Origin of the sequence: Streptomyces sp. NPDC051569 (assembly GCF_044454085.1) — a bacterium.
GTDB lineage: Bacteria > Actinomycetota > Actinomycetes > Streptomycetales > Streptomycetaceae > Streptomyces.
This window is the reverse complement of sequence record NZ_JBITDJ010000025.1, coordinates 52,440-78,937: the sequence shown is the minus strand read 5'-3', so window position 1 is coordinate 78,937 and position 26,498 is coordinate 52,440. Positions and strand designations below refer to the sequence as shown.

Genomic DNA, 26,498 nt, shown 5'->3' with positions numbered 1-26,498 from the left:
GTGGAGGTAAAGCTCCGAATTTTGGAGCTACTCGCGATGATTTGCGGCCTTGTGGGCGGTGTCCATGAGATGTCCTCCGGATGAATGACCGGCCGACCGGGGCCGCGGTGGCGCTCCTGGGCAGGTCGTCCGCCACCGCGAGGCGGACGGAAACACCTGGCCCAGGACGAAGTCCATCCGTCATGCTTCTGCCGCGTCCCCTCTCCATGTGACGCCGTTGTCGCGTGGCGACCGGCGAAGAACACGGCGGAGTGAGGGCGGGGGGATCACAGCGATGTCGTGACACGTGCCTGCCTTGCCGCCCGCACCCAGCGGATTTCCTCCGCCGGGTGCGGGCGCCTGCGTACGGCCGTACAGGGAGGGAATCCAGCACTGTGGAACGTCGGCGATTGTTCCGGGCAGTGCCCCGGCGTACCACGGCGGGAGTGGCCGCTCTGGTCGTCGCCGCCCTCGGCGCGACCCTCCTGGTCGCGGAGCCCGGCGGCGGGGACGGCGGTCCCGGGGCGAAGCGGGCCGCCCGGCCGGCCGCCGGTCCGCTGGACGAGGACGCGGCGCAGGAGAAGGCGGTGAGGAGCGGCAAGCGGGTCGAGGTGACGGCGCTGCGAAGCGCGACCTCCACCACGTTCGCGCGGCCGGACGGTTCCTTCGAGCTGACCTCCCACGCCGCTCCGGTCAGGGCGAAGGTGGGCGGAACATGGAAGCCCATCGACACCACGCTGGTGCGTACGGACAAGGGCTGGGCGCCGAAGGCGTCCGCCGACCCGGCGGTGTTCTCGGCGGGCGGCGGCACGCCGGGAGGTACGCGCGGCGGCGCCAAGCGGGCCTCGGCCGGCGGCGCGGGCTCCGTACACCCTGCCTCGTTCACCGTCCCCGGGTCCGGCGCGGGAAGCGGGGCGGGGAGCCGGGCGACTCCGGCGGCGACGGCGGCCCCGGCGGCGGCGCGGTCCACCGCGTACACCGAACTGGTCACGTTCACCAGCGCGGGCCACGAGGTGACCGTCAGCTGGCCGGGCCCGCTGCCCGAGCCGGTGATCGACGGGGCGAGCGCGCTCTACCCGGGCGTGTTCGACGGCGTGGACCTGCTGCTCACCGCGCGGGACAGCGGCTTCAGCCACCTGCTGGTCGTGCACAGCGCACAGGCCGCCGCCGCTGCCCCGCTCGACGACCTCGCCTACCGTCTGACCTCACCCGATCTGACGTTCCACCTCGATCCGGTGACCCGGGTGGTCAGTGCGCAGGACGATGCCGGCCAGGAGATCGTGGTGTCGCCGACCCCGTACATGTGGGACTCGGCCGGGAAGCCCGCCGTCACGGAAGGGGCCGACCCGGAACCCGCCGAGCCCGCCGAGCCGTCGGCCCCGGCGTACTCCGAGGAACCCGGCGCCGAGGTGGGCGAGGAGAGCGAGCCGCCGTCCGACGGACTCGACACGGAGGGACCGGAACCGGGCGCCCTGCCGGAGTCACCGACGACCCCGGCGCCGACGCCGGACCCGGAGGGAAGTCCCGGCGAGGAGGAGTTCACCGAGCGGACCGCGTACGGCTCGCACGGCCGGGCCGGGGCCGCCGCCCGCGTACACACCGCCACTCGCGTGGGCGACGTCCCCCGCACCGGCGACACCATCCGCGCGGACGCCGCCACGGCCGGCGCGGTCCTGACGCCGGGGGAAGTCCTGTCGTTGCCCGGTCTGGCCGGTCCGCAGCCAGGTACCCACGCCGCCGTCGGTGACGCGGCCCTCACCGGGCAGGGCGCCACGTCCGCCGAGCTGACCGTCGTGTCCGACGACGCGTGGCTGGCCGGAAAGGACACCGTCTGGCCCGCGTTCATCGACCCCTCGCTCACCGGGAAGACGAAGAACTGGACGACGGCGTACAAGAAGTACCCGGATTCGAGCTTCTACGACGGCGCCAACTACAACTCCGGTACGACGGAGGCCCGAGTCGGCTACGAGTCCACGACAGGCGGCCTGTCCCGCTCCTATTTCCGTCTCGGCTGGACCACCAGCTTCAAGGGAGCCACGGTCACGTCGGCGACCATCCGGCTGAGGGAGACGTACGCCTGGGGCTGCGAGAACCGGGAGATGGAGCTCGGGCACACGGCCGGCATCTCGTCCAGCACCACCTGGAACAGGCAGCCGGCCTGGAAGAGGACCATCGGTGCGAAGTCCTTCGCCAACGGCTACAACTCGACCTGCCCCGACGCATACGTCACCTATGACGGCAAGTCCATCGCGCAGGAGGCCGCCGACGGGGGCTGGACCGACTTCACCATCGGGATGCGCGCCTCCAACGAGAGCTCATCGGCCTCCTGGAAGAAGTTCACGGCCGAGGGCGAATCCGCCCCGAAGATCACGATCGTCTACAACCGGAAACCGAAGACGCCGACATCGCTCGACATGAACCCCGGCCCCACCTGTGAGAGCGAGACGCCCTACCCGACCATCGGCAAGCGTGACCTGGTCCTGTCGGCCGCTTCCTCGGACCCCGACGACACCTCCACGTCGAAGGACCTGAAATACCTGGACTTCGAGCTCTGGCGGGTCAATTACAGCGACACCAAGATCCTCGACACGAACGTCGCCGTGAGCAGTACGGGCAAGGCGTCGGTCACCGTGCCGGCGAGCAAGCTGACGAACGGCTACACCTACTCCTGGCGGGTACGGGCCATCGACTCGACCGGTGCGGGTTCCGCCTACGCGCCGGCCAACGACACCGGCGTCTGCCGTTTCATCTTCGACAGCTCCGCGCCGAACGCCCCGGTCGTCTCCTCCACGGAGTTCCCGGCGGCGGACGCGGACGGCACCGTGTGGTCCCTGCATCCCCTCGGAGCCGCGGGGTCGTTCACCTTCGACCCCGACGGCGAGACCGACATCGCCAGCTTCCAGTACTCCTTCAACTCCACGAGCTACAGCAACTCCAAGCCGGCGACGAAGGGGAAGTCCCTGACCCTCCCGCTCACTCCGCCTGCCGCGGGACCGCACATCCTCTATGTCCGCTCGGTCGACGGCGCCGGCAACTACTCGGCGGGGACCAAGTACTACTTCTACGTACGGCCCAAGGCGAGCGCCGATACCCCCGGCGACGTCAGTGGTGACGGCATACCCGACCTGTACGTCATCACCGACGCCGGGAACATGTACATGTACCCGTCCACCCTCGGTGGTGACATCCACACCAGCCTGAAGGCCGCCCACGTCGAGGGGACGCCGATCCAGTCCATCGAGGGCAACGGGTACTGGAAGGACAGCGGCGGCAAGCCCGCCCTGATCGCCCACGGCGGCGACGGACTGCCCGGCGACGGCATCACCGACATGTTCGCCCGGATGCCCGACGGCAAGCTGTACGTCTTCCCGGGCGACGGCTACGGCAGCTTCGACACCGGCAAGCGCGAACTTCTGCGTCTGCCGGCCAATGCCCCGGCCACGAGCACCTTCGACCAGATCATCGTCGGCGACTACAACCTCGACCGCAGGCCCGATGTGTTCGCCACCACCCAGAGCGGCGCTCTGTGGCTCTTCACCGGCTACACCGGCGCGTCGTTCCGCACGGCCACCCAGATGAACGGCTCGGCCTGGGGCGTCCGTGACCTCGTGTCGGTCGGTGACCACAACAAGGACGGTGCCCCCGACCTGGTCTGGCGCTCGGAGGAGAGCGACCGGCTCTACATCCGCCACGGCGTCAAGGACGGAACGAACGGCTCCACCGTCGCCTCCCTCTCCACCGCCGCCGCCTCGCTGATGGGAGTCGACACCCCCTACGCGGAGGGCTGGTCGGAGACCACGATGCCGGTGGCGCGCCTGTACGGGACCCCGGATGTGACCGGGGACGCCATCCCCGACATCTGGAGCCAGGCGCCGGACGGCAGCATCAAGCTCTACAAGGGCGGCGCTTCGGCACTGGGCGCGGGCACCACCGTGATCAGCGTCGACAGCGACTGGGACATCAACAAGATCGCCTTCGGCTGACCCGCCGTCCTCCTGCGCGACGGGCCCGACGCCTCCGGGGGCGCCGGGCCCGTCGGCCTTTCGGCGGGCCGCTCGTCCGGGTGGGTTGCCCCTCCCGGCGGGCCGCTCGCCAGGTTCGGCAGGCAGCTCGGCGGGCACCGCCCGTCAGGCGGCCTCCGCCCCGGACGCCAGCGCCGCCGCTTCGTCCGCGCATCCCCACGACAGGGTCACGCCGGAGCCGCCATGGCCGTAGTCGTGGACCACGCGCACGCCGGGCAGCAGCCGGTCGTCCCGCTCCAGTCGCACGCCGCCCGCGCGATGCGGGCGCAGGCCGACCGGGTGGGCGAGGACGGTGGCCCCGGCCAGCCGGGGTTCGAGGGCGGTGCAGCGGCGCAGGATCGCCGAGGCGGTGGCCGGGTCGGCGGCCGTGTCCCAGCGGCCGGTCTCGAACGTACCGCCCAGCACGACATCCCTGCCGCGCGGATGCACGTAGGTGTAGCCGTCGGGGTGGTCCTGGACCCGCAGGGAGGTACGCAGACCGGGGTTCGCGACGATGACCAACTGCCCGCGTACCGGCGACATGGTGGTGTCCCCGCAGAGCGCGCCCGCCGCCAGCCCGGCCGCGTTGACGATCAGCGCGCCCCACTCGGCGGCCCGGGCCAGGCGGTCGACACGGCGGTACAGCAGCGTTCCGCCCGCCTGCCGGAAGCGTTCCGCCAACCAGCCCAGGTAGAGCGGCATTTCGACGGTCGGCGCGTCGAAGGCCCAGCCCTCGGTCCACCGCTGAGTCCGCTGCTCAGCCGTCCGCTCCGTCCGCTCCCCCGCGCCCTCCCCCGCGCGCAGCCGGCGGAAGCCGGGCACCGCCACCGCCCACCACGGGAAACCGGATGCGCGCTCCGGGCTGTCGGCGGTGTACATCCGGCACGGGCCCATGGTCACGCCGGGGACGCCGTCGGCGGCCTGGCGGGACAGCTCGGCGTACGTGGCCGACGCCCAGGTCGTGATCTCCGGAGTGGCGGGCATACCGGTCGGGTACCAGACGGCGGCCGCGACCGACGACGTCCTGGCGGGGAGCGCCTCGTCGGTCACCACCGTGACCCGCGCGCCCTGTTCCGCCAGCCGTACCGCTGTGGTCAGTCCGATCACTCCAGCGCCGACAACCACGACATCCGCGTTCATGGTTCCCTCCCGAACTCGTCCGGCTCGCCCCCTGGCCTCCGGATGTGTTTCCAGGAAGCCCGCAGGACCGGGGAGGTGTCCAAGACGCTTTTCCGCGAGCCCGATACGCCCCGCTTATCGGGGGACCGAAAACACGTCTGGGAACATGGCCGGTCATGCCGCCTACGATCGGTTCATGGACTTACGAAGGCTGGGCTATTTCGCCGTGCTGGCCGACGAGTTGAACTTCACCCGGGCCGCCCGGCGGCTGCATATCGCCCAACCGGCCCTGAGCCAGCAGATCCAGGCGCTGGAGCGGCAGATCGGCGCCCGCCTCATCCTCCGCGAGACCAAGGGCTGCTCGCTCACGCCGGTCGGCCTGGTGGTCGCCGAGGAGGCCACGCGCCTGCTGCGCCAGGTCTCCGCCGCCGAGGAACGTATCCAGGCGGCGGTACGCGGCCGGTCCGGCCGTCTGCGGCTCGCCTACACGCGCTCGGCGCGCGGCGGGGTGGCCGATGCCCTGGTCACCGCTTTCCGCACTCAATTCCGTGACATCGAACTGACCCTGCAGACCGGATGGACGGCACACAATGTCGCCGAACTGCGCGCGGGCCGTCTGGACGCGGCCTTCATCAGACCACCGATCGACGAAGCGCCGGAATTGGTATACCGCGTACTGGCCGAGGAAGAACTGCTTCTCGCGCTACCGGCCCGGCATCCTCTCGCCGCTTTACGCACAAAGATCAGCCGGGAACAGATCGCCGACGAACCCGTGCTCCTCTTTCCCCGGGAGAACGGCCCCGGAATGCACCGCCTGATCACCGATCAGATCTGGCCGTCCGGCCCCCGCATCGTCGGTGAGGAGCCGGACGACGAGCAACTCCTCCTCGCCGTCGCCGCCGGCCACGGCATCTCGGCCGTCCCGGCGGGCCGCGCCCATGCCCTGCGCGTCCCCGGCGTCCGGCTGCGCCACCTCACCGCGCCGGTTCCGACGGTCCCGCTCGCGCTGGCATACAACCCGACCGCCGATCTGCGCGTGGTGAACCTGCTGCTCCCCCTGATCGCACCACGCCCGGCCCGTCACCGCTGATCCGCTGAAGGCGGCACCGGCGGCGACAGGGCGGCCCACAGGGGGGCGACAGGGGGGCGACAGGGCGATGGTCACCGTGCGGTGTCGTGCCAGGCGGCCTGTCGGCGGCGGACGTACACGCGGCGGTCGACCACCTCCGTCATCTCCCGCGCGTCCAGGGCCACGTCGAGTTCACCGCTTCCTGAGACGGCACGCCCCCGCCCCGCGTGTCAGTTCCCGGCCTGCGGGACGTCCAGGCGCAGGACGAGGTGGGTGTCGTGGCGGGGGCGGTCGGGGTCCGGTCGCCAGCCCTGGGTGGCGTAGAAGTCCTGGGCGCGCGTGTTGTGTTCGTACACCTCCAGGCGGGCCGTGCGGATGCCGGCGCGCTGCCAGGCGGTGACGCAGGCCGTATGCAGGGCGGTGCCGATGCCCTGGCGCCAGCGGGCCGGGGAGACGTGGAGCTGGGTCAGGGTCGTGACGCCGTCGACCGCGCGGTACGCGGCGATGCCCGTGAGCGTGTCCCCCCGCTCCGCGCAGAGCACCGCCGCGCCCGGTTCGTCGCGGACGAGGGCGCCGGACCAGCTGTCGCGGGTACGGGCCCGTTCCGCCGGGCCCTCGAAGTCGGCGTCCGGGATGTGGCCCCGGTAGTAGGTGGCGCGCGCCTCGGCGTGGAGGTTGGCGATGGCGTCGAGGTCGTGGAGAGCGGCGGGTCGGATCACGGGAAGAGGGACGCGCGCGGGTCGGATCATGGGGAGAGGGACGCGCGCGGGCCGGGCCCCGGTTGCGATGGGGCCCGGCCCGCGCGCGATCTCGTCGGCCTTCGGGGGTCAGCTCTCCGGCCGGTCGTCGACGCGGCGCGGCAGCCCCAGGGGGTTGGCGTCGCGCAGCTCCGGCGGGAGGAGTGCCGCCGGGGTGGACTGGTACGAGACCGGGCGCAGCCAGCGTTCGATCGCCGTGGCGCCCACCGAGGTGGAGGTGGAGGTGGTCGCCGGGTAGGGGCCGCCGTGGTGCTGGGCGGGGGCGACGGCGACGCCGGTCGGCCAGCCGTTGACGAGGACGCGGCCGGCGAGCGGGGTGAGTTCCGCGAGGAGTTCGGCGCCGCCGGGCTCGGTGCCGTCGGCCTCTTCCTCGGCCAGCTGGAGGGTGGCGGTGAGGTTGCCGGGGAGGCGGGAGAGGACCGCGCTGATCTCGTCGGTCGAGGCGTACCGCGCGACCACGGTCACCGGGCCGAAGCATTCCTCCAGGAGCAGGTCGTGCGCGCCTTCGGCCGCGAGCAGCTTCGCCGGGAGGGTCAGGAAGCCCGCGCTGACGGTGTGTTCGCCGCCCGCGCCGGGGGTGACCGGGGCTTCCACGCCGGGGAGTTCGGCCCGTTCGCGTACGCCGGCGGCGAAGGCGTCCCGCATCCGGTGGTCGAGCATGACGCCGGGGTCGGTCTCGCTGACGGCCGCCGTCAGGGAGGTGAGCAGCCGGTCCCCGGCCGCTCCGGCCGGGGCCAGCACGAAGCCGGGCTTGGTGCAGAACTGCCCCTCCCCCAGCGTCATCGAGCCGGCCAGTCCCGCGCCGATCTGCTCGGCGCGCTCGGTGGCGGCGGCCTCGGTGATCACGACGGGGTTGAGGGAGCCGAGTTCGCCGTGGAAGGGAATGGGCGCGGGCCGGGAGGCGGCGGCGTCGAAGAGGGCGCGGCCTCCCCGTACCGAACCGGTGAAGCCGGCGGCGGCGACCAGCGGGTGCGTGACCAGCTCGACGCCCGCTTCGAAGCCGTGCACCAGGGTCACGACGTCCTCGGGGAGGCCCACCTGGGCCGCGGCCCGGCGCAGTACGGACGCGCACAGTTCGGAGGTGCCGGGGTGGCCGGGGTGCGCCTTGACGATGACGGGGCAGCCGGCCGCGAGGGCGCTGGCGGTGTCGCCGCCGGGTACGGAGAAGGCGAGCGGGAAGTTGCTCGCGGCGTAGACGGCGACGACGCCGAGCGGCACCTTCCAGCGGCGCAGGTCGGGCCAGGGCGGGGTGCGGGCCGCGTCCGCGTGGTCGATCCGTACGTCGAGGAACGCGCCTTCGTCGACGACCTCGGCGAAGGCCCTCAACTGGGCTGTCGTACGCGCGAGTTCGCCGGTGAGCCGGACGGGGCCGAGGGCGGTCTCGGCGTCCGCCGCCTCGATGACGTGCTCGCCCGCCGCGTCGAGCAGGTCGGCCGCGGTACGCAGGAGGGCGGCCCGTGCGGTGCGGTCGGCCAGCGCTCCCCGTGCGGCGTACGCGCCGCGCACCGCGCGGTCGATCTCCTCGGACGTGGCCTCATCCGCGACGTGCTCGCGCGGCTTCCCCGTTCGGGGGTCGACACTCCAGACTGGTGCTGCTGCCACCGCGGCTTCCTTCCCAGCGTTTCCGGACCTCTGCCATTCACTGCTGTCCACTGCTTCGCACTGTCATCCATCACCACTTGTTCGGTATTCTGAACAAAGTTCCTGATGGTGAACCTGTAGGGACTCTATTTCCGGGCGTTCTGTGTGGTCAAGAGCGGTCAAGAAGGCACGACGAGAAGGCAAGAGGGGCGAGGGACGACGATGTCGGCTGCGGAAACCGGTGGGGCACAAGTCAAGTCCGCTGTAAGGACCGTGGAGTTGCTCGAATACTTCGCGGGACGCCCCGGCATGCACTCCCTCGCCGCCGTCCAGGAAGCGGTCGGATACCCGAAGTCAAGTCTCTACATGCTGCTGCGCACACTGGTCGAGCTGGGCTGGGTGGAGACGGACGCGACGGGCACGCGGTACGGCATCGGCGTACGCGCTCTGCTGGTCGGCACCTCGTACATCGACGGTGACGAGGTCGTCGCCGCCGCCCGCCCCACCCTGGACCGGCTCTCCGACGACACCACCGAGACCATCCACCTCGCCCGCCTCGACGGCACCAACGTCGTCTATCTCGCGACCCGCCAGTCCCAGCACTACCTGCGGCCCTTCACCCGCGTCGGCCGCCGGCTGCCCGCCCACTCCACCTCGCTCGGCAAGGCGCTGCTCGCGACCCACAGCGACGAGCAGGTGCGCACGATGCTGCCGGAGACCCTGCCGGCACTGACCGAGCACACCATCACCGACCGCGAGAAGCTCATCGAGGAGCTGCACGCCGTCCGCGAGCAGGGTTACGCCGTGGACCGCGAGGAGAACACCCTCGGGCTGCGCTGCTTCGGCATCGTCATCCCCTACCGCACCCCGGCGCGCGACGCGATCAGCTGCTCCGTGCCGGTTGCCCGGCTCACGCCGGGGCACGAGCAGACAGTCAAGGACGCGCTGTTCGACGCGCGTGACCGGCTCACCCTCGCGACCCGGAGGCTCTGATGAACGGACGGCGGTGGCTCTGATGGACGTACGGCTGCGCGAGGTCCGGCCCTGCGATCTGCCCCTCTTCTTCGAGATGATACAGGACCCCGAGGCGAACCGGATGGCCGCCTTCACCACGGCGGACCCCGCCGACCGGGACCGTTTCGACGCCCACTGGGAACGGATCCTGGACTCGGCCGACGTCCTGCGCACCGTGCTCGCGGACGACGATGTGGTGGGCCATGTGGCGGTCTACGGACCGCTCGGGGGGCGCGAGGTGACCTACTGGATCGACCGCGCCCACTGGGGCCGCGGCATCGCGAGCGCCGCGCTGCGTGCCCTGCTCGCCGCCGTACCGGAACGACCGCTGCTCGCCCGCGCCGCCGCCGACAACGCGGGCTCGGTCCGGGTGCTGCGGAAATGCGGATTCACGGTCAGCGGGCGCGACCGGAGCTTCGCCGCGGGGCGCGGGGAGGAGACCGACGAACTGGTCCTCACGCTGGAGGTGTGAGCCCGGCGCGCGAGGCGATGGGGAGGCCTCGGAGAGAGCCACGCTCCCCGGGCGCCGCTCCCTCACCTCGTATGCCCTTTGTCGTGGTCGGTCGCCGAGCGGGTGGTTGCCGACAGGTCAGTTGAGCCACTGCTCGATCGGGTCGATCGCGAAGTAGACGACGAAGAGCGCTGCCGTGCCCCAGAGCAGCCAGTGCACCTCACGCGCCTTGCCGAGCACCGTCTTGATGACCACGTACGCGACGAAGCCGGCGCCGATGCCGTTGGTGATGGAGTACGTGAAGGGCATGACGGCGATCGTCAGGAAGGCCGGGACGGCGATCTCGTACTTCTCCCAGTCGATGTGCCGCACCTGCGACATCAGCAGGAAGCCCACCACGACCAGCGCCGGGGCCGCCGCCTGCGCCGGGACGACCAGGGCGAGCGGCGCCAGGAACAGCGACAGCCCGAAGAGGCCGCCGGTGACGACGGACGCGAAGCCGGTGCGGGCCCCTTCGCCGACGCCCGCGGCCGACTCGATGTACGAGGTGTTGGAGGAGGCGGAGGCCGCGCCGCCCAGTACCGCCGCCGCGCCGTCGATGAGCAGGACGCGGCCGAGGTTCGGGACCCTGCCGTCCTCGTCGAGGAGTCCGGCCTCGTTGGAGACGCCGACGACGGTGCCCATGGTGTCGAAGAAGTCGCTCAGGATGAGGGTGAAGACCAGCAGGACGAGCGTGACCACGCCGATCTGCTGGAAAGCGCCGAACAGGCTGAAGGCGCCGACGAGACCGAAGTCGGGGGCGGCGACGAGGTCATGGGGGACGGACGGCACGGTCAGTCCCCAGGCGGCGGGCTTGATGTCCGCTATCTCGTTGATGAGGACCGCCACGAGGGTCGTCACGACGATGCCGATCAGGATCGCGCCCCGCACCTTGCGGGCGACGAGCGCGACGGTGAGCAGCACCCCCAGGCAGAAGACCAGAACGGGCCAGCCGGAGAGCTGTCCCGTGGCGCCGAGCTGGACCGGGGTGGAGCCGCTCTCGCCGGGGATACGGGTGGCGAAGCCCGCGTCGATGAAGCCGATGAAGGCGATGAAGAGGCCGATGCCGACGCTGATGGCCTGCTTGAGCGGTCCGGGGATGGCGTTCATGACCGCCTCGCGCAGGCCGGTGACGACCAGCGCGCAGATCAGCAGCCCCTCCAGCACGATGAGCCCCATCGCGTCGGGCCAGCTCATCAGGGGCGCGAGCTGGAAGGCGACGACGGCGTTGAGGCCGAGTCCGGCGGCGATCGCGAGCGGCAGATTGCCGCCGAGTCCCATGATCGCGGTCATCACGGCGGCCACCAGCGCGGTGACCGTGACGAGCTGGGGACCGGAGAGGTGGGCACCGAACTTGTCCTCGGTGCTGCCGAGGATGATCGGGTTGAGGACCAGGATGTAGGCCATCGTGAAGAAGGTGGCGAAGCCGCCGCGTATCTCCCGCCCATAGGTCGAACCACGCTCGCTGATCTTGAAGTACCGGTCGAGTGCACCGCGCCCGGCCGGCCTCGCGCCATCGGGCGTCTCCGGCGTTTTTGGCGTCTCGGACGGCTCGGACCTCTCGTCCACGGTGCGGCCTGGCATGGCTCTCCTCGCTGGGTGACGGGTTGCGATGCTAGCTGGGTAGCTGGATTGTCCACCTGTCAGGGCCAGTTCAGGTTTTCGGCGTGTTAAGACCGCCGCGCCGGACCGCTGTTCAGATGTGCCTTCCCGTGCCCAGGCGTGACAGAGCGGACGCGACGGCCGTCAGGTCCCCGTCCGAGGCCAGTCCCGCGTGGTACAGGCGCAGTTCGCCCGCCCCGAGCGCCCGCGCCCGCGCGGCGTCCTCGGCGAGCGTGGCCGGGCTTCCGCCCATGCCGCTGACGACGGTGAAGTTGGCGGCCAGTACGGAGGCGTCGGTGCGATGAGCGGCGAAGGGGCTCAGCATCGTTTCGGCCGCGCCTCCGGTGCAGGGCAGGACGACACCGTCCGCGACGCCCAGGATGTGCGCCGGGTCCACGCCGGCGTTGGCCCCGGTGCGGTACGGCGCGGGGTCGGCGTGCAGCAGCACCTGGAAACCCGGACCGGCCGCCGCCCGCACGGCCGCGACCGCCGACTCCTGGAGCGTACGGGCGGTCCTGCCGCGCCAGTCGAGGGTGACGGCGGCGAGATCCGCGCCGAGCAGCTTCTCGACGGCGGCCCATCCCGCCCCGGCCGCTCCCGTGTCCGCCCTGCCGCGCCAGAGCGGCTCCAGGGCGGACCGTACGGCGGCGGCCAGCTCGTCAGGGTCCGTACCCAGCCCGGCGTAGCCCTCCCGGCAGACTCCGCAGAAGCAGAGCGACATCAGGTACTGGGCGGCGTCGCCGAGGCCGACGCCGCCGGTCTTGTCGTGGGCGTGCAGGTGCGCGAGGCCGTACCAGCCGCAGGACTCCAGCTCGGTGCCGCGCGCCCCGGGGCGTACGGCGGCCTCGGCGGCCAGCTCCACCAGGTACGCGGCGACGGCGGGCCGCGCGACGCAGGGCGCCCAGGGGTAGCGGTCGCCGTAGGCGTTGACCACGGAGGTGTCCGGATGCTCGGCGCCCAGGCGGGAGTTGTGCGCGAGGACGACCCAGGTGTGCACCTCCAGACCGGCGTCGGCCAGCGCGGCGGCCGCCTCGCCGTACGCGTCGCCGGGGGCCCAGGCGCCGGAGGCGTACGGACGGAGTTCGCGGCCCGCCCAGCGGGTGTCGTCCGGGGGGTAGAGGACGGCGGCGTGTCCGGCGGTGACGACGCGGTGGCGCGGATGGCGCGGGGTCAGGGCGCGGGTGGAGTGGTAGGCGGAGGCGAGGGTGACCTGTTCGACGCCCAGGCCGACGATCCTGGCGGCGGCGTCCGGGTCGCCTGTCACGTCCCAGGGGTAGAGGAAGGCGGAGGTCTTCACGCGCGGGCCTCCGTACTGCCGTCCCGTGTACCGCCGTCCCGCGTGCCGCCGGCCTCGGCGTCACCGGCCTCGGCGTCACCGGCCTCGGCGTCACCGGCCTCGGCGTCACCGGCCTCGGCGTCACCGGCCTCCGTACCGCCGTCCTCCGTACCGCCGTCCTCCGCGCCGTTGCCGAGGAGGGCCCGGCCCCGCTCGATGAGAGCCGCGAGTTCCTTGACGTGGGAGGGGAGAGGTTCGCTCAGCGGTGGCCGCACCCCGCCGGCCTCCAGGCCGCCGAGCCGCACCCCCGCCTTGACGAGCGAGACGGCGTAGCCGCGGCCGAGGTTGCGCAGTTCGACCAGCGGCGCGTAGAAGCCGTCGAGCAGCCGGTTGACCGTCCGGTCGTCGCCGCTGGTCAGCGCGCGGTGGAAGGCGAGGGCGATGTCGGGGGCGAAGGCGAAGACGGCGGACGAGTAGAGGGTGATCCCGATGCCCCGGTAGGCGAGGCCGGTGAGTTCGGCGGTGGGCAGACCGTTGAAGTAGAGGAAGTCCCGGCCGGATTCCTCTCCGCGTACGGCGCTGACGATGCGCTGCATCAGGTCGAGGTCGCCGTAGCCGTCCTTGAGGCCGATGATGCCGTCGACGCGGGACAGGCCGACAACGGTCTCGGGGGTGAAGACGGCGTTGTCCCGCTGGTAGACGATGGTCTCCAGGGCGGTGGCAGCGGCCAGCGCGGTGAAGTGGCGCAGCAGTCCCTCCTGGTCGGCGACGACCAGATAGGGCGGCATGGCGAGCAGCCCGTCGGCACCGGCCTCCTCGGCGGTCTTCGCGTACTGGATCGCGAGCGCCGTGCCGTAGCCGGTGCCCGCCACGACGGGCACCTGGCCTCCGGTCTCCTCGACGGCGGCGGTGACGCAGTCGCGGAATTCCTCCGGGGTGAGCGCGTGGAACTCGCCGGTGCCGCAGCACGCGAAGACCGCGGCGGCTCCCGCGTCGATGCCGCGGCGGACATGCGCGCGGAAGACGTCGAGGTCGGGGCTGCCGTCGGGCCCGTAGGCGGTGACGGGGAAGAACAGCGGCCCGTCCACTCGGGTGAGACGGCCGGCAAGCGGGGCTGAGGTCACGGGCGCTCCCTGGGCCGTGCAGCGAGCGCCGACGCCCGTGCACAATTCTGATCGACGTCCATATCTCTGAACGCTGCCACGCTAGGGCAGCCGCGCGGCGCAGGTCAAGGCAGGACACCGCCAGGTGGACACGGATTCGCCACCTCCACAGGACACTTGACGCTGCGTCGACCCAGTCCTTAGCGTGTCCACGCATGTGAATTCCGTCTACGGATCTGAGTCCGACCCGTTTCCACCATCGTGGTACACCGTGCTGCGCCGCGATGCGCCGTGATCCATGTCCGAGCCGTCGAGGAGAGCCCCGCTCATGCCCGCACCCCGCACCGTCCTGCTCACCGGCGCCGCCGGCGGCCTCGGCACCCTGATGCGGGGCCTGCTGCCCGCGTACGGCTACGAGCTGCGTCTGTTCGACTCCCAGCCCATCGCGGACGAGCCGGACGCCATCACGGCCGACCTCGCGGACAAGGCGGCGCTGCGCGAGGCTGTCAAGGGCGTCGACGCGATCATCCACCTGGCGGGCATCTCCCTGGAAGCCTCCTTCGACAAGATCCTGCGCGCCAACATCGAGGGGACGTACAACCTCTACGAGGCGGCCCGCGCGGAAGGCGTCCGGCGCACGGTCTTCGCCTCCAGCAACCACGCGGTGGGGTTCACCCCGCGCCCCCAGGGCGACGACCCGCTGATCCCGGTCGACACGCCGCGCCGCCCGGACACCTACTACGGGCTCTCCAAGTGCTTCGGCGAGGATCTCGCGCAGCTCTACTGGGATCTGCACGGCCTGGAGACCGTCTCCGTCCGGATCGGCTCGTGCTTCGCGGAGCCGGTGTCGGTGCGCATGCTCTCGGTATGGATGAGCCCCGCCGACGGCGCCCGGCTCTTCCACGCGGCCCTGACCGCCGAGCACGTCGGCCACACCGTCGTCTACGGCTCGTCCGCCAACACCCGGCTCTGGTGGGACCTGAGCGGCGCGCGGGCGCTGGGGTACGAGCCGCGGGACGACTCGGAGCCGTACGCCGCGAAGCTCGTCGCGGAACAGGGCGAACTGGACCCCGGCAACCCCGACCACGCGCACCTCGGCGGCCACTTCACCACCCACCCGCCGCAGTGGCCTCGGTGACCGCGCCGGGCGGGAATCGATCGGCGGTAGGTAAGGGAACGGTAAAGCGGAGTCGCTCGTTACATCCGTCATGACAGCTATGACCCCCGGCTCGAACATCCCCCTCCCCACCGCCCACGTGGCCGTGGACGTCGCCGCTCCGGTGCGGCTCGACGTATCGGGCCTGCTGCTCACCGCCGACGGCAAGGTGCGCTCAGACGACGACTTCATCTTCTACAACCAGCCGGCGGGCCCCGGCGTGACCTACCGGTCCGGCGGGGGCGCCGCACCCGACGCGATCGTCGTCGACACCTCCGCCCTCCCGCCCGGCATCGAGAAGATCGTCGTCACGGCGAGCCCGGACGCCGACGGGCAGAGCTTCCAGGGCATCGAGCCCACCGCCACGGTCCGCGACGCCGCGACCGGCGGTGCGATCGCCACCTTCACCCCGCCACGGCTGGGCACCGAGACGGCGCTGGTGGTCGTGGAGATCTACCAGCGGGGCGGCGTGTGGAAGGTCCGCGCGGTGGGCCAGGGATACGCGAACGGACTCGCCGGGATCGCCACCGACTTCGGTGTCTCGGTCGAGGAGCCGGCCGCCGCACCGCCGATGCCCGCCGCTCCCCCGGTGCCGGCCACCACGCCGGCCGCTCCTCCGGCGGCGGCCGCGCCCGGCAGCGGCAAGATCAATCTGGACAAGGGCCGGGTCAGTCTCCGGAAGAACGAGACGGTGTCCCTGGTCAAGGGCGGCCGCCCGCTGCTCTCCCAGGTCAAGATGGGCCTCGGCTGGGAGCCCGCGTACCGCGGCAAGGACATCGACCTCGATGCCTCCGTGATCGCCTACGGGCCGAACCGCGAGCATCTGGACAGCTGCTACTTCGGCAAGCTCTCCATCCTCAACGGGGCCGTCAAGCACTCCGGCGACAACCTCACCGGTGAGGGCGCGGGCGACGACGAGGTGATCGTCGTCGATCTCGGCCGGATTCCCGCCGAGGCGACGGGGCTGGTCTTCACGGTCAATTCGTTCTCCGGCCAGAAGTTCACCGAGGTCGCCAAGGCGTACTGCCGGCTGATCGACGCGGCCACCGACGAGGAACTGGTGCGCTTCGACCTGACCAGCGCGGAGCCGCAGACCGGCGTGATGATGGCCAAGCTCATCAAGCAGTTCTCCGGCGAGTGGGAGATGACCGGCCTCGGCGAGTTCGTGAAGTCCCGGACGGTGCGCGGCATGGTGAAGCCCGCCACGAAGGTCCTCTGAGGCCCGCTGCGGGCCCTCGGAGGGCACCGGACGACCGCCGGGGCCCCGGAAAAAGGGCCCACAGGGCGAAAAGCGCACGCAGGGCTGAACGGCGCTGATGAGGGCGCCCCTGCGGGCCGCCGCGATCCCTCAGGATCCGCGGCGGCCCGGGGGCTCGGCCTTACGGCTCGGCTTCAGAGCTTGGTGAGCTTGGAGAAGGGGCTCAGGATCCTTCCCTGTCGCCCGGAGAAATCGATGAGCACGGCATGTTCGCCCTCGACTCCGATGACTCTTCCCAACCCGAACTGGTCGTGGGAGACACGGTCCCCCACATCGAACTGCTCGGGCGGGGGTGAGGCCGGGGCCTGGCGGTTGAAGGGACTGGACGGCAGGTGGCGCCGGGATCCGGCTGACTTTGTCATTACTTGGAGTATGCGCCCAATGGGCCCCGCCGCGCCATGCCCGTCATCCGACGAGCCTCCTGATCACCCCTTCCAGGGCCGCTCAGCGGCCCGTCAGCCGCCCCGCGCCCTCTCCGATTTTTTTCTCATCGACGAACCCGCCGGAACCCCGCCAGCGGCCCGGTGAACACTTCCAGGGGCCCGTGGCAGCCGCCACGATGCCCGGTTCCTGGTGCCGCGACCGGAGATGTCCGCCCGCCGCGGCACCAGGAGCGGCGTCCGGTGCGGGTGATCGCGGGGCGGCCGGAAGCACTGGTGGCGGAGCCACGTGCGACGGGGACGTACGGCCCCGCTCCGTTGCCCCGAAGAGGTGCTGGACCCGAAGAGGTGCTGGACGCCCTTGCGGCCTCCTCGGCGTTACGCTCCGACACACCCGCCCGCGTACGAACGCGTTCGAACACCGCCGGACATCGAGAGGTCCCGCTCCATGAACCTGCCCGCCACCGGCCGCCGTGTCCTCGTCAGCGGCGCTTCCCGGGGCCTCGGCCGCGCCGTCTCCCAGGCCTTCGCCGCCAACGGCGACCGGGTCGCCGTCCACTACGGCACCCGCGAGGCCGACGCCCGGCTGACCCGGGAATCACTGGCCGGTACGGGCCACGTGCTGGTGGGCGGTGACCTGTCGGACCCGGCCGGGGCGGCGCGGGTCGCCGACGAGGCGGCCGAAGCGCTCGGCGGGATCGACGTCCTGGTCAACAACGCGGCGGTGAACGAGCGCCACCCGCTGCCCACCACGTCCTACGAGGAGTGGGCGGAGACCTGGCAGCGCCATCTGTCCGTCAACCTCCTCGCGACGGCCCTGCTCAGCCACCGCGCCGCACGCTCCATGATCGACCGGGGTGCGGGCGGCCGGATCGTCAACATCGGCTCCCGCGGCGCCTTCCGCGGCGAACCGGACCACCCGGCCTACGGCGCCACCAAGGCGGCGGTCCACGCCCTGGGCCAGTCCCTGGCCGTCTCCCTCGCCCCGTACGGCATCGGTGTCGCCTCCGTCGCCCCGGGCTTCTTCGACACGGAACGCGTCGCGCACCGGCTGAGCGGCGAGGAGGGCGAGGCGATCCGCGCCCAGAGCCCGTTCGGCCGGGTGGCCTCGGCGGAGGAGATCGCGGACGCGGTGCTGTGGCTGGCGTCACCTCTGGCCGAGTGGTCGTCGGGCGCGGTCCTGGACCTCAACGGCGCCTCGCACCTGCGCACCTGACACCCCTTCGCCGGTACGGCGGCTAGCCGGTACGGCGGCTACCCCGCGCGGGACCGGGCGTTCCCGCTCGTGGCCCGCTCGTGGCCCGCTCGTGGGCACCCGGCGGAGCGGGACGGCGGACGCGGGACGGCGGACGCGGGACGGCGGACGCGGGACCTCTCCCGTTCCGCCTGCCCGCTCCCGGATGCCCACGGGGACCCGGCCGCCGAGCCGCCGCGTTCGCCGCTCAGCAGCTGTCGAGCTTCTCAGTTCCCGGCGCGCGAGCGGGCCTTGAAAGCCGCCTTGCGGGCGTCCTTCGCGGCCGAACGGTCGCGGTGGAGGCGGCCCATCGCCTCCAGGACGTCCGCCGTCGCCGGGTGGTCGACGCGCCAGGCCGCTTCGAAGAAGCCGCTGTGCCGGCCGACCAGGCCCTCGACGAGTTCCTGGAGTTCGTCCGGCTCGCCGTCGGCGTCGAGCTGCGCCGCGATCGTGTCGATGGCCAGCCAGAAGATCATCGACTCGGGCGGCGGCGGCACGTCGGCCGCGCCCAGTTCGGCGAGCCAGACGCGGGCCAGGCCGCCAAGCTCCGGGTCGTCCAGGACGTCCCGTACCGCCGGCTCCGCCTCCGCGCCGACGAGTGAGAGCGCCTGCTGGCAGTGGAGGCGGCGCAGCGGGGCGTCGTCGTCCGTGCCGCGTGCGGCGGCCAGCAGGTCCCGCACGGCGTCGGCGGGGGCGGAGGCGCGGTCGGCCAGCCACTGTTCCGTCTCGGCGCGGGCGGACAGCTCCGGGTAGTGCGCGATGCCGTCCAGCAGCGCGTGCGCGTCCTTGTCCGCGAGGTCGCCGACGGCGGGCGCGTCGACCCCGGCCTCCAGCATCCGGGACCTGATGCCGTACAGCCCGAGGGGCGTCAGCCGGACCATGCCGTACCGGGAGACGTCGTCCTCGTCGACGGGCGGCGAGGCATCGGGGGCGTTCTCGCCGTCCTCGGTGTCCTCCGCCATCAGTGCTTCGTCCACCGGTACGTACGAGACGAGCCCGATCGGCTCCAGCACCCTGAACTGGTCGTCCAGCCGCATCATCGCCTCGGAGACCTGCTCCAGGATGTCGTCGGTGGGCTCGCCCATGTCATCGGGCACGATCATGGAGGCGGCGAGGACCGGCAGCGGTACGGGGCCCTCGACGCCCCCGCCGTCCGCGACGGTGAGCAGGTAGAGATTGCCGAGGACGCCCTCCAGGAACTCCGCCTCCAGCTCCGGGTCCCAGTCGAGCGAGTCGAAGTCGATCTCACCGTCGTCGCCGATGGCGGCGGCCAGGTCGTCCAGGACGGGCGCGGTGGCGTCCGCGAAGGTGACGTCCAGGGCGTCGAGCCAGAGCGAGAGGATGTCCTGGGGGGTGCCGGAGGTGATCAGTGCGAGCGGTTCGCCCGCGGTGACCCGCCCCTCCGCGCCGTCTCCGTCTCCGTCTCCGATTCCGTGCGCGTCCTCGTCCGGGTCCTCGACGTCGACCAGGCCGGTGTCGACCGCGACCCGCCATGCCTCACTCGCGTACGCCTCGCCGTCCCCCTCCTCCAGTTCGTCGCCGAGACCGAGCAACTCCGCCGCGGCGGGGAGCTGTTCGTCGACGAGCTCGCCCCCGGCCCCCACCCGCGTCTCCGGCCCGGCCCAGCGGGCGAGGCGCACGGCGCGGGCGAGCAGGGGGGCGGCCAGTGCGTCCCGCGCCAGCTCGGGGTCCGAGGGCAGCCGCACCGGCGGCAGGGAGGGGCGGTCTCCGGACATCTGGTGGCTCTCCTCGCGCATACGGGTCAAGACGGGCCCCAGCGTAGACGAGGGTGGCGGGCCGCGGCCCGTCAGCCGGTCGGGATGCCGACCGGTCCGGTCCGGGAACGGCCGCGGCCCGCCGGGCCAGGAGACGGCCGGCGGGCCGTGGAGGGCGCACGCGGAACTGTGGGCGCCGCCCCTCTTCGGGGGTGATCAGTTGTGGCTGTGGAGCACGTCGTTGAGACCGCCCCAGACCGCGTTGTTCGGGCGGGCCTCGACGGCGCCGGTGACCGAGTTGCGGCGGAAGAGGATGTTGCTCGCGCCGGACAGCTCCCGGGCCTTGACGATCTGGCCGTCGGGCAGCGTGACGCGCGTGCCGGCGGTGACGTACAGCCCGGCCTCGACCACGCACTCGTCGCCGAGCGCGATACCGATGCCCGCCTCGGCACCGATCAGGCAGCGCTCGCCGATGACGATGCGCTCCTTGCCGCCGCCGGAGAGGGTGCCCATGGTGGAGGCGCCACCGCCGATGTCGGAGCCGTCACCGACCACGACGCCCGCCGAGATGCGGCCCTCGACCATGGAGGTGCCGAGGGTGCCCGCGTTGAAGTTCACGAAGCCCTCGTGCATCACGGTCGTCCCCTCGGCGAGGTGCGCGCCGAGGCGCACCCGGTCGGCGTCGGCGATCCGGACGCCCTTCGGGGCCACGTAGTCGGTCATCCGGGGGAACTTGTCGACCGAGGTCACCTGGAGATGCAGCCCCTCGGCGCGGGCGTTGAGCCTCACCGTCTCCAGCGCGTCGACGGCGACCGGACCGAGCGAGGTCCACGCGACGTTGGCGAGCAGTCCGAAGATGCCGTCCAGGTTCTGGCCGTGCGGCTGGACCAGGCGGTGGCTGAGCAGGTGCAGGCGCAGATACGCGTCGTGCGGGTCCAGCGGCTTGTCGTCGAGCGAGGTGATGACCGTACGGACGGCGACGACCTCGACCCCGCGGCGCGCGTCGGGTCCGACGGCCTTGGCCGCGCCCGCTCCGAGGAGTTCCACGGCGCGCTCGGCGGTCAGCCGCTCGGTGCCGGCCGGGCCGGGCTCGGCGGAGAGCTCGGGCGCGGGGAACCAGGTGTCGAGGACGGTGCCGTCCTCGGTGAGGGTGGCGAGGCCGGCGGCGACGGCGCCGGTGGTGCGGGGTGAAGTCGTGTCGGTCATGCACAGAACTTAACGGGCGGGACGGGGCGCGGGCGAACCGGTCCCGGGTGAGGTGCCTGGGAGGCCCCCGGGCGTCCCCCGGCTCTGCTCAGCTCAGCCGGTTGCCCGCGGCGGCGCCCGCCGCGTGGTCGATGTCCTCCTCGGCGCGGGGCAGCGGTCCGTGCCCTTCGGAGTGGTGGTTGACCCAGCCGCAGACGCCGCAGCTGTAGCGGCCGTCGAGCCCGGCGATCAGCGTGCCGCACTGCCGGCACTCGGCATACGTGATCTCAGGCCCCGGCGACGGAATGCTCATCCGATCAACCTACCGCCGCACTCCCGGAGACCCGGAAGCCCCACCCCGAGATCACCGCAGCACGCGGTCCTCGCACCACACGGCTCTCGCACCACACGGGCACCCGCCTCACACGGGCACCCGCCTCATGGAATGAGCCGGGCCAGCAGGTCGCGCGCGTCATCCGCGTCGTACACCGCGTCCGTGAGAAGCACCTGCAGGCAGATCCCGTCCAGCAGCGCGACCAGCGCGCGGGCGGTGACGGGGTCGGTGCGCCGGGCCAGCGCCTCGGCCACCCCGTCGCCCCACTCGGCCGCCACCGGGCGCAGCGCGGGCCGGCGCAGAGCAGCGAGATACAGCTCGTACTCCAGCTCGACACCGGTGCGCTCCCCGCCGAGCCACTCCCCCGTGATCCGGGCCAGCTCCGCCGCGATGTCGCAGTCGGGGTCGGCGAGGGCGCCGCTCTCCCGCACGGCGGTGGCGAAGCCCTCGTTGGCCTGCCGGAGGGCGGCGATGAGCAGTTCGTCCAGGGAGGCGAAGTGGTACGTGGTGGAGCCGAGCGGCACGTCGGCCTCGGCGGCCACGGTGCGATGGCTCAGCCCGGCGATGCCGCTCCGTCCGACCACCCGGATCGCGGCGTCGATGATGCGCTGGCGCCGGTCGGGGTCGTAACGACGGGTCATCAGTGGGAACCTCCCAGGTTGAGCACGACGACACCCGCTATCACCAGGGCGATGCCCGCCAGCTTGACCATGTTGGTGGACTCGTTCAGGAAGAGCATGCCGATGACGGCGATGGCGGCCGTGCCGACGCCGGCCCAGATCGCGTACGCGGTCCCCACGGAGAGGGTCTTGAGGGTCTGCGCGAGGAGGGTGAAGGCGATCAGGTAGCCGCCGACGGTCAGCAGTGAGGGCCAGAGTCTGGTGAAACCCTCGCTGTACTTCATGGCCGTCGTGCCGGCCACCTCCGCCGCGATCGCCGCGGCCAGTAGTCCATATCCCATGCGTACAAGTGTACGCATCGATGGGTACGACCGTACGCAATGGTCCGGCGCCCGGTCGCACGCAGCCGACCAGCTACGGTATGGCCTCTGAACTGGGGAAAGAGAACGGAGCACAGCGGTGACGCAGAACATGGGGCGGGGCGGGGGCGGCGTGCCGCCCGGAAACGGACCGGCCGACAACGGGCCGCACGGCAACGGACCCGACGACAACGGACCGCACGGCAACGGGCCGCACGGCAACGGGCCCTACGGCCAGGGCCCCTACGGCTGGGGCGGCTGGATGCCACCGCCGCCCCCCAAGCCAGGGGTGATACCGCTCGCCCCCCTCACGCTGGGCGCGATATTCGGCGGCAGCCTGGCGATCATGGGCCGGTACTGGAAGCAGCTGTTCGGCCTGGTCGCAGCGGTGTTCGCCGGGGCCCTTCTGCTGGTCGTGGCCGCGGCGGCGATCGCGTACACCACCGTCAGCGGCCATCTCCGCGCCCTCGTCGACGCGGCCGGTGAGACGGACCCGCCCTGGGACGACATCCGGCCGCTGGGCATCGCCTTCGTCTGCGTCTGGCTCTTCGCCATGGTCCTCTACCTGGTCGCCACAGCGATGGTGCAGGCCGCCTGCCCCACGATCGTCCAGGCCGCCGTCCTGGGCCGGCCGACCACGTTCGGGGCGGTATGGCGCCGGACCCTGTCCCGTTTCCCCGCCGTGCTCGGAGCCACCTTCCTCAGCGGACTGGTCGCCATCGTCCCGATGGTGCTGCTCGTGCTGGTGGTCGCCGCGGCGGTGGCCACGTTCGCCGTGAACGACGACCTCGGGCAGCTCATCTGGCTCCTGCCGGTCGGGTTCCTCGGCTACCTGGCTCTGGCGCCCGTCGCGGTCTGGCTCTGGATCCGCTTCAGTCTCGCTCCGGCGGCCGCCGTCATCGAGTCCCAGCGCCCGGTCGCGGCCCTGCGGCGCTCGACGCACCTGGTGCGCGGCTCCTGGTGGCGGATCTTCGGCATCTCGGGCCTGGCCGGCCTCATGGTGTCCGCCGCGAGCATCGTCGTGGGACAACTGGTCAACCTGACGACGCTGTTCCCCGGCACGATGAGCGCGTCCGATCTGCCCAGCGACCCGGACGTCGGGCAGGTCCTGGCTTCGATGGGCGGTTTCTTCGCGGTGGCGCTGATCTTTCAGCTGATCTGGCAGGTGCTGGTGGCGACGTTCCCGCAGCTCGTGATCAGCCTGCTCTACATGGACCAGCGCATCCGCAAGGAGAATCTGGCCCAGGCCCTGATCACCGCCACGGCGGGCGGGCACACCACTCCTCCGCCGGCGCCCGGACAGCCGTCCGCCTGATCCCTCGGGACCCGCCTGATCCCTCGGGAGCGGACACGCGAAGGCCCCACGACCGGAGAACGGTCGTGGGGCCTTTCGCGGTAGGCGACCGGGAAGCCGGTCAGACGTTGAAGCCCAGCGCGCGCAGCTGCTCGCGGCCGTCGTCGGTGATCTTGTCCGGGCCCCACGGCGGCATCCAGACCCAGTTGATCTTGAGTTCGCTGACGATGCCGTCCGTCGCCGCCTTCGCCTGGTCCTCGATCACGTCGGTCAGCGGACAGGCCGCCGACGTCAGGGTCATGTCCAGGGTGGCGATGTTGGAATCGTCGATGTGGATGCCGTAGATCAGTCCGAGGTTGACGACGTCGATGCCCAGCTCGGGGTCGACGACGTCGTACAGCGCCTCACGTACCTCGTCCTCCGAGGCCGGTTTCATGGTCAGGGTCTCGTTGTCACTCATGCCGTCTCCCTCGGATCCTTCCGCGCGCTCTCGCCCAGAGCCTGGGCCGTCGCGTCCTTCCACGCCATCCAGCTCAGCAGCGCGCACTTGACACGGGCGGGGTACTTCGAGACGCCGGCGAACGCGACCGCGTCCTCCAGCACCTCCTCCATCGCGTCGTCGGGCTCGATCTGGCCCTTGGACTGCATCAGTTCCAGGAAGGTGCCCTGGATCTTCTGCGCCTCGGCCAGCTCCTTGCCGACCAGCAGGTCATTCAGTACGGATGCGCTGGCCTGGCTGATCGAGCAGCCCTGCCCCTCGTACGAGACGTCCGCGACGAGCGAGCCCTCGTACCGCACCCGCAGGGTGATCTCGTCACCACAGGTCGGGTTCACGTGGTGCACCTCGGCGTCGCCGTCCCGCAGACCGCGCCCGTGGGGGTGCTTGTAGTGGTCCAGGATGACTTCCTGGTACATCGAATCCAGCTTCACGGGTCAGTCCCTCAAGCCCTCATCCGAAGAAGTTACGGACATGCTCCAGCCCGTCGATCAGAGCGTCGACCTCGGCCGGAGTGGAGTACAGATAGAAAGACGCTCGCGTGGTCGCGGGAATTCCGTACCGCAGGCAGACCGGCCGCGCGCAGTGGTGGCCCACCCGGACGGCGATGCCCTGCTCGTCCAGTACCTGGCCCACGTCGTGCGGGTGGATGTCGCCGAGCGTGAAGGAGATCGCGGCGCCCCGGTCCTCGGCCGTGGTGGGGCCGATGATCCGCAGGTCCGGGACCTCCAGCAGGCGCTTCACCGCGTACTCGGTGATCACGTGCTCGTGCGCGGCGATCGCGTCCATGCCGATCGCGCTCAGGTAGTCCACGGCCGCGCCGAGGCCGACGGCCTGGGCGATCGGGGGCGTACCCGCCTCGAACTTGTGCGGCGCCGGGGCGTAGGTCGACGAGTGCATCGACACGGTCTCGATCATCTCGCCGCCACCGAGGAACGGCGGCAGGTCCTCCAGCAGCTCCTGCCGGCCCCAGAGAACCCCTATGCCGGTCGGGCCGCACATCTTGTGGCCGGTGAAGGCCACGAAGTCGGCCTGGAGGGCCTGCACGTCGACCGTCATGTGCGGGGCGGCCTGCGAAGCGTCGATCAGGACCAGCGCGCCGACCTCCTGCGCGCGCCGGACGATCGCCTCGACGGGGTTGACCGTGCCCAGGATGTTGGAGACCAGCACGAAGGAGACGATCTTCGTCTTCTCCGTGATGACCTCGTCGATGTTGGACAGGTCGAGCCGGCCGTCGTCGGTGAGGCCGAACCACTTCAGCTTCGCGCCGGTGCGCTGCGAGAGCAGCTGCCACGGCACGATGTTGGAGTGGTGCTCCATCTCCGTGATGACGATCTCGGTCTCGTGGTCCACCCGGTAGGGCTCGTCGGCCCAGCCGAGCATGTTGGCCACGAGGTTCAGCGACTCGGAGGCGTTCTTGGTGAAGATCACCTCGTCGCGGCTGGGTGCGTTGATGAAGGCCGCGACCTTGTCGCGGGCACCTTCGTACAGCGCCGTGGCCTCCTCGGCGAGCACGTGCACGCCACGGTGGACATTGGCGTTGTGCTGCTCGTAGTACTCGTTGAGGGCGTCGAGCACCTGACGCGGCTTCTGCGAGGTCGCCGCGTTGTCCAGGTAAACGATCTTCTTCCCGTCATGGACCACACGATCCAGCAGGGGGAAGTCCTTGCGGATCGCCTCGGTGTCGAGAAGGCCCGGCCACTGTGTCACGCGTCGACTCCACCCTTCGCGTATGCCTCGTAGCCCTCGTTCTCCAGCTTGTCGGCCAGCTCCGCGCCGCCGGACTCGGCGATACGGCCCTGGGCGAAGACATGCACGAAGTCGGGCTTGATGTAGCGGAGGATCCGCGTGTAGTGCGTGATCAGCAGGGTGCCGACCTCGCCGTTCTCGCGGACCCGGTTGACGCCCTCGGAGACGATCCGCAGCGCGTCGACGTCCAGACCGGAGTCCGTCTCGTCGAGGACCGCGATCTTCGGCTTGAGCAGTTCGAGCTGGAGGATCTCGTGGCGCTTCTTCTCGCCGCCGGAGAAGCCCTCGTTCAGGTTGCGCTCGGCGAAGGCCGGGTCCATCTGGAGGCGCTCCATGGTCTCCCGGACCTCCTTCACCCAGGTACGCAGCTTGGGGGCCTCGCCGCGCACGGCGGTGGCGGAGGTGCGCAGGAAGTTGGAGACCGAGACGCCGGGGACCTCGACCGGGTACTGCATGGCGAGGAAGAGGCCGGCGCGGGCGCGCTCGTCGACGGTCATCGCCAGGACGTCCTCGCCGTCCAGCGTCACGGTGCCACCGGTGATCGTGTACTTCGGGTGGCCCGCGAGGGAGTACGCGAGAGTCGACTTGCCGGAGCCGTTGGGGCCCATGATGGCGTGCGTCTCGCCCTGCTTGACGGTCAGGTCGACGCCCTTGAGGATCTCGCGGGGGCCGTTCTCGGCTACGACGGAGACGTGCAGGTCGTGGATTTCAAGCGTTGCCATGGGT

24 protein-coding genes are annotated in these 26,498 nt (G+C 71.5%); 8 read left to right on the top strand and 16 right to left on the bottom strand.

Annotated features, from left to right (window positions below; all coding sequences use genetic code 11):
- Positions 1-425 precede the first annotated feature (425 nt).
- A complete protein-coding gene (locus ACIBAE_RS26680; RefSeq protein ID WP_399290144.1) occupies positions 426-3,962 on the top strand; it encodes an FG-GAP-like repeat-containing protein in 3,537 nt (1,178 codons plus the stop codon).
- Between the two features lie 144 nt (positions 3,963-4,106).
- On the opposite strand, the gene ACIBAE_RS26675 is transcribed toward ACIBAE_RS26680, so the two are convergent.
- Complete coding sequence (locus tag ACIBAE_RS26675; protein ID WP_399290176.1) at positions 4,107-5,174, bottom strand: FAD-dependent oxidoreductase; 1,068 nt, start codon at positions 5,172-5,174, stop codon at positions 4,107-4,109.
- Between the two features lie 121 nt (positions 5,175-5,295).
- On the opposite strand from ACIBAE_RS26675, the gene ACIBAE_RS26670 reads away from it, so the two are divergent.
- Positions 5,296-6,189 (top strand): LysR family transcriptional regulator, encoded by an 894-nt coding sequence (locus tag ACIBAE_RS26670; RefSeq protein WP_399290142.1) that lies wholly within the window; start codon positions 5,296-5,298, stop codon positions 6,187-6,189.
- A 209-nt stretch (positions 6,190-6,398) separates the two neighbouring features.
- Here the strand turns inward: ACIBAE_RS26670 and ACIBAE_RS26665 are convergent, their stop codons facing one another.
- Both ACIBAE_RS26665 and ACIBAE_RS26660 read right to left on the bottom strand, forming a co-directional pair.
- A complete protein-coding gene (locus ACIBAE_RS26665) occupies positions 6,399-6,887 on the bottom strand; it encodes a GNAT family N-acetyltransferase (protein ID WP_399290140.1) in 489 nt (162 codons plus the stop codon).
- A gap of 108 nt (positions 6,888-6,995) precedes the next feature.
- A complete protein-coding gene (locus ACIBAE_RS26660) occupies positions 6,996-8,528 on the bottom strand; it encodes an aldehyde dehydrogenase (NADP(+)) (protein ID WP_399290138.1) in 1,533 nt (510 codons plus the stop codon).
- 201 nt (positions 8,529-8,729) lie between these two features.
- Between ACIBAE_RS26660 and ACIBAE_RS26655 the strand changes: the two genes are divergently transcribed.
- Entirely contained in the window at positions 8,730-9,500 is a 771-nt protein-coding gene (locus ACIBAE_RS26655) for an IclR family transcriptional regulator (RefSeq protein ID WP_399290136.1), read from the top strand.
- 22 nt (positions 9,501-9,522) lie between these two features.
- Complete coding sequence (locus ACIBAE_RS26650) at positions 9,523-9,993, top strand: GNAT family N-acetyltransferase (protein ID WP_399290174.1); 471 nt, start codon at positions 9,523-9,525, stop codon at positions 9,991-9,993.
- Positions 9,994-10,110: 117 nt separating this feature from the next.
- Here the strand turns inward: ACIBAE_RS26650 and ACIBAE_RS26645 are convergent, their stop codons facing one another.
- The 3 genes from ACIBAE_RS26645 to ACIBAE_RS26635 form a co-directional block, all read right to left on the bottom strand.
- The gene (locus tag ACIBAE_RS26645; protein ID WP_399290134.1) at positions 10,111-11,595 is read right to left on the bottom strand and encodes an NCS2 family permease; all 1,485 of its coding nucleotides are present in this window, start codon (positions 11,593-11,595) and stop codon (positions 10,111-10,113) included.
- 112 nt (positions 11,596-11,707) lie between these two features.
- Positions 11,708-12,910, bottom strand: a complete 1,203-nt coding sequence (locus ACIBAE_RS26640; protein WP_399290132.1) for a hypothetical protein — start codon at positions 12,908-12,910, stop codon at positions 11,708-11,710.
- Positions 12,907-14,013, bottom strand: coding sequence for a 5-dehydro-4-deoxyglucarate dehydratase (locus ACIBAE_RS26635; RefSeq protein WP_399290130.1), 1,107 nt, complete (start codon positions 14,011-14,013; stop codon positions 12,907-12,909). Before ACIBAE_RS26635 ends, ACIBAE_RS26640 begins: the two co-directional genes overlap by 4 nt.
- A gap of 307 nt (positions 14,014-14,320) precedes the next feature.
- Between ACIBAE_RS26635 and ACIBAE_RS26630 the strand changes: the two genes are divergently transcribed.
- Both ACIBAE_RS26630 and ACIBAE_RS26625 read left to right on the top strand, forming a co-directional pair.
- A complete protein-coding gene (locus ACIBAE_RS26630; RefSeq protein ID WP_399290128.1) occupies positions 14,321-15,130 on the top strand; it encodes an NAD-dependent epimerase/dehydratase family protein in 810 nt (269 codons plus the stop codon).
- A 70-nt stretch (positions 15,131-15,200) separates the two neighbouring features.
- Positions 15,201-16,367 (top strand): TerD family protein, encoded by a 1,167-nt coding sequence (locus tag ACIBAE_RS26625; RefSeq protein ID WP_399290126.1) that lies wholly within the window; start codon positions 15,201-15,203, stop codon positions 16,365-16,367.
- 173 nt (positions 16,368-16,540) lie between these two features.
- Here ACIBAE_RS26625 and ACIBAE_RS26620 read toward each other — a convergent pair whose 3' ends face one another.
- Positions 16,541-16,768 carry a hypothetical protein gene (locus tag ACIBAE_RS26620; RefSeq protein ID WP_114626100.1) on the bottom strand — a complete coding sequence of 76 codons (228 nt, stop codon included), beginning with the start codon at positions 16,766-16,768 and terminating at the stop codon, positions 16,541-16,543.
- A gap of 466 nt (positions 16,769-17,234) precedes the next feature.
- Between ACIBAE_RS26620 and ACIBAE_RS26615 the strand changes: the two genes are divergently transcribed.
- Positions 17,235-18,002 carry an SDR family NAD(P)-dependent oxidoreductase gene (locus tag ACIBAE_RS26615; RefSeq protein WP_399290124.1) on the top strand — a complete coding sequence of 256 codons (768 nt, stop codon included), beginning with the start codon at positions 17,235-17,237 and terminating at the stop codon, positions 18,000-18,002.
- Positions 18,003-18,247: 245 nt separating this feature from the next.
- Here the strand turns inward: ACIBAE_RS26615 and ACIBAE_RS26610 are convergent, their stop codons facing one another.
- The 5 genes from ACIBAE_RS26610 to ACIBAE_RS26590 all read right to left on the bottom strand — a co-directional run bounded on the left by ACIBAE_RS26610 (position 18,248) and on the right by ACIBAE_RS26590 (position 22,215).
- Positions 18,248-19,756, bottom strand: a complete 1,509-nt coding sequence (locus ACIBAE_RS26610; protein ID WP_399290122.1) for a hypothetical protein — start codon at positions 19,754-19,756, stop codon at positions 18,248-18,250.
- Positions 19,757-19,951: 195 nt separating this feature from the next.
- Complete coding sequence (dapD, locus tag ACIBAE_RS26605) at positions 19,952-20,941, bottom strand: 2,3,4,5-tetrahydropyridine-2,6-dicarboxylate N-succinyltransferase (protein ID WP_399290121.1); 990 nt, start codon at positions 20,939-20,941, stop codon at positions 19,952-19,954.
- Between the two features lie 88 nt (positions 20,942-21,029).
- Complete coding sequence (locus tag ACIBAE_RS26600) at positions 21,030-21,233, bottom strand: hypothetical protein (protein ID WP_399290119.1); 204 nt, start codon at positions 21,231-21,233, stop codon at positions 21,030-21,032.
- A gap of 125 nt (positions 21,234-21,358) precedes the next feature.
- Positions 21,359-21,895 carry a TetR/AcrR family transcriptional regulator gene (locus ACIBAE_RS26595; protein WP_399290118.1) on the bottom strand — a complete coding sequence of 179 codons (537 nt, stop codon included), beginning with the start codon at positions 21,893-21,895 and terminating at the stop codon, positions 21,359-21,361.
- Complete coding sequence (locus ACIBAE_RS26590) at positions 21,895-22,215, bottom strand: DMT family transporter (protein WP_399290116.1); 321 nt, start codon at positions 22,213-22,215, stop codon at positions 21,895-21,897. Before ACIBAE_RS26590 ends, ACIBAE_RS26595 begins: the two co-directional genes overlap by 1 nt.
- A gap of 118 nt (positions 22,216-22,333) precedes the next feature.
- Here ACIBAE_RS26590 and ACIBAE_RS26585 point away from each other — a divergent pair, with 118 nt between their 5' ends.
- Positions 22,334-23,548 (top strand): oxidoreductase, encoded by a 1,215-nt coding sequence (locus ACIBAE_RS26585; RefSeq protein WP_399290114.1) that lies wholly within the window; start codon positions 22,334-22,336, stop codon positions 23,546-23,548.
- Between the two features lie 100 nt (positions 23,549-23,648).
- Here ACIBAE_RS26585 and ACIBAE_RS26580 read toward each other — a convergent pair whose 3' ends face one another.
- Genes ACIBAE_RS26580 through sufC form a run of 4 tightly spaced genes read right to left on the bottom strand, consistent with a single transcriptional unit; the run spans position 23,649 to position 26,494 of the window.
- The gene (locus ACIBAE_RS26580; RefSeq protein WP_399290112.1) at positions 23,649-23,987 is read right to left on the bottom strand and encodes a metal-sulfur cluster assembly factor; all 339 of its coding nucleotides are present in this window, start codon (positions 23,985-23,987) and stop codon (positions 23,649-23,651) included.
- The gene (gene sufU, locus ACIBAE_RS26575; protein ID WP_399290110.1) at positions 23,984-24,457 is read right to left on the bottom strand and encodes a Fe-S cluster assembly sulfur transfer protein SufU; all 474 of its coding nucleotides are present in this window, start codon (positions 24,455-24,457) and stop codon (positions 23,984-23,986) included. The genes ACIBAE_RS26580 and sufU overlap by 4 nt, the downstream gene beginning before the upstream one ends.
- A gap of 19 nt (positions 24,458-24,476) precedes the next feature.
- Positions 24,477-25,733 carry a cysteine desulfurase gene (locus tag ACIBAE_RS26570; protein ID WP_399290108.1) on the bottom strand — a complete coding sequence of 419 codons (1,257 nt, stop codon included), beginning with the start codon at positions 25,731-25,733 and terminating at the stop codon, positions 24,477-24,479.
- The gene (sufC, locus tag ACIBAE_RS26565; protein WP_399290106.1) at positions 25,730-26,494 is read right to left on the bottom strand and encodes a Fe-S cluster assembly ATPase SufC; all 765 of its coding nucleotides are present in this window, start codon (positions 26,492-26,494) and stop codon (positions 25,730-25,732) included. Before sufC ends, ACIBAE_RS26570 begins: the two co-directional genes overlap by 4 nt.
- Positions 26,495-26,498: the final 4 nt, after the last annotated feature.

Coding starts and splice junctions, on each gene's coding strand:
- ACIBAE_RS26620 (WP_114626100.1), bottom strand. CDS start 16,768: ATGACAAAGTCAGCCGGATCCCGGCGCCACCTGCCGTCCAGTCCCTTC.
- ACIBAE_RS26645 (WP_399290134.1), bottom strand. CDS start 11,595: ATGCCAGGCCGCACCGTGGACGAGAGGTCCGAGCCGTCCGAGACGCCA.
- ACIBAE_RS26595 (WP_399290118.1), bottom strand. CDS start 21,895: ATGACCCGTCGTTACGACCCCGACCGGCGCCAGCGCATCATCGACGCC.
- ACIBAE_RS26630 (WP_399290128.1), top strand. CDS start 14,321: ATGCCCGCACCCCGCACCGTCCTGCTCACCGGCGCCGCCGGCGGCCTC.
- sufC (WP_399290106.1), bottom strand. CDS start 26,494: ATGGCAACGCTTGAAATCCACGACCTGCACGTCTCCGTCGTAGCCGAG.
- ACIBAE_RS26610 (WP_399290122.1), bottom strand. CDS start 19,756: ATGTCCGGAGACCGCCCCTCCCTGCCGCCGGTGCGGCTGCCCTCGGAC.
- ACIBAE_RS26580 (WP_399290112.1), bottom strand. CDS start 23,987: ATGAGTGACAACGAGACCCTGACCATGAAACCGGCCTCGGAGGACGAG.
- ACIBAE_RS26650 (WP_399290174.1), top strand. CDS start 9,523: ATGGACGTACGGCTGCGCGAGGTCCGGCCCTGCGATCTGCCCCTCTTC.
- ACIBAE_RS26590 (WP_399290116.1), bottom strand. CDS start 22,215: ATGGGATATGGACTACTGGCCGCGGCGATCGCGGCGGAGGTGGCCGGC.
- ACIBAE_RS26655 (WP_399290136.1), top strand. CDS start 8,730: ATGTCGGCTGCGGAAACCGGTGGGGCACAAGTCAAGTCCGCTGTAAGG.
- ACIBAE_RS26600 (WP_399290119.1), bottom strand. CDS start 21,233: ATGAGCATTCCGTCGCCGGGGCCTGAGATCACGTATGCCGAGTGCCGG.
- ACIBAE_RS26615 (WP_399290124.1), top strand. CDS start 17,235: ATGAACCTGCCCGCCACCGGCCGCCGTGTCCTCGTCAGCGGCGCTTCC.
- ACIBAE_RS26625 (WP_399290126.1), top strand. CDS start 15,201: ATGACAGCTATGACCCCCGGCTCGAACATCCCCCTCCCCACCGCCCAC.
- dapD (WP_399290121.1), bottom strand. CDS start 20,941: ATGACCGACACGACTTCACCCCGCACCACCGGCGCCGTCGCCGCCGGC.
- ACIBAE_RS26670 (WP_399290142.1), top strand. CDS start 5,296: ATGGACTTACGAAGGCTGGGCTATTTCGCCGTGCTGGCCGACGAGTTG.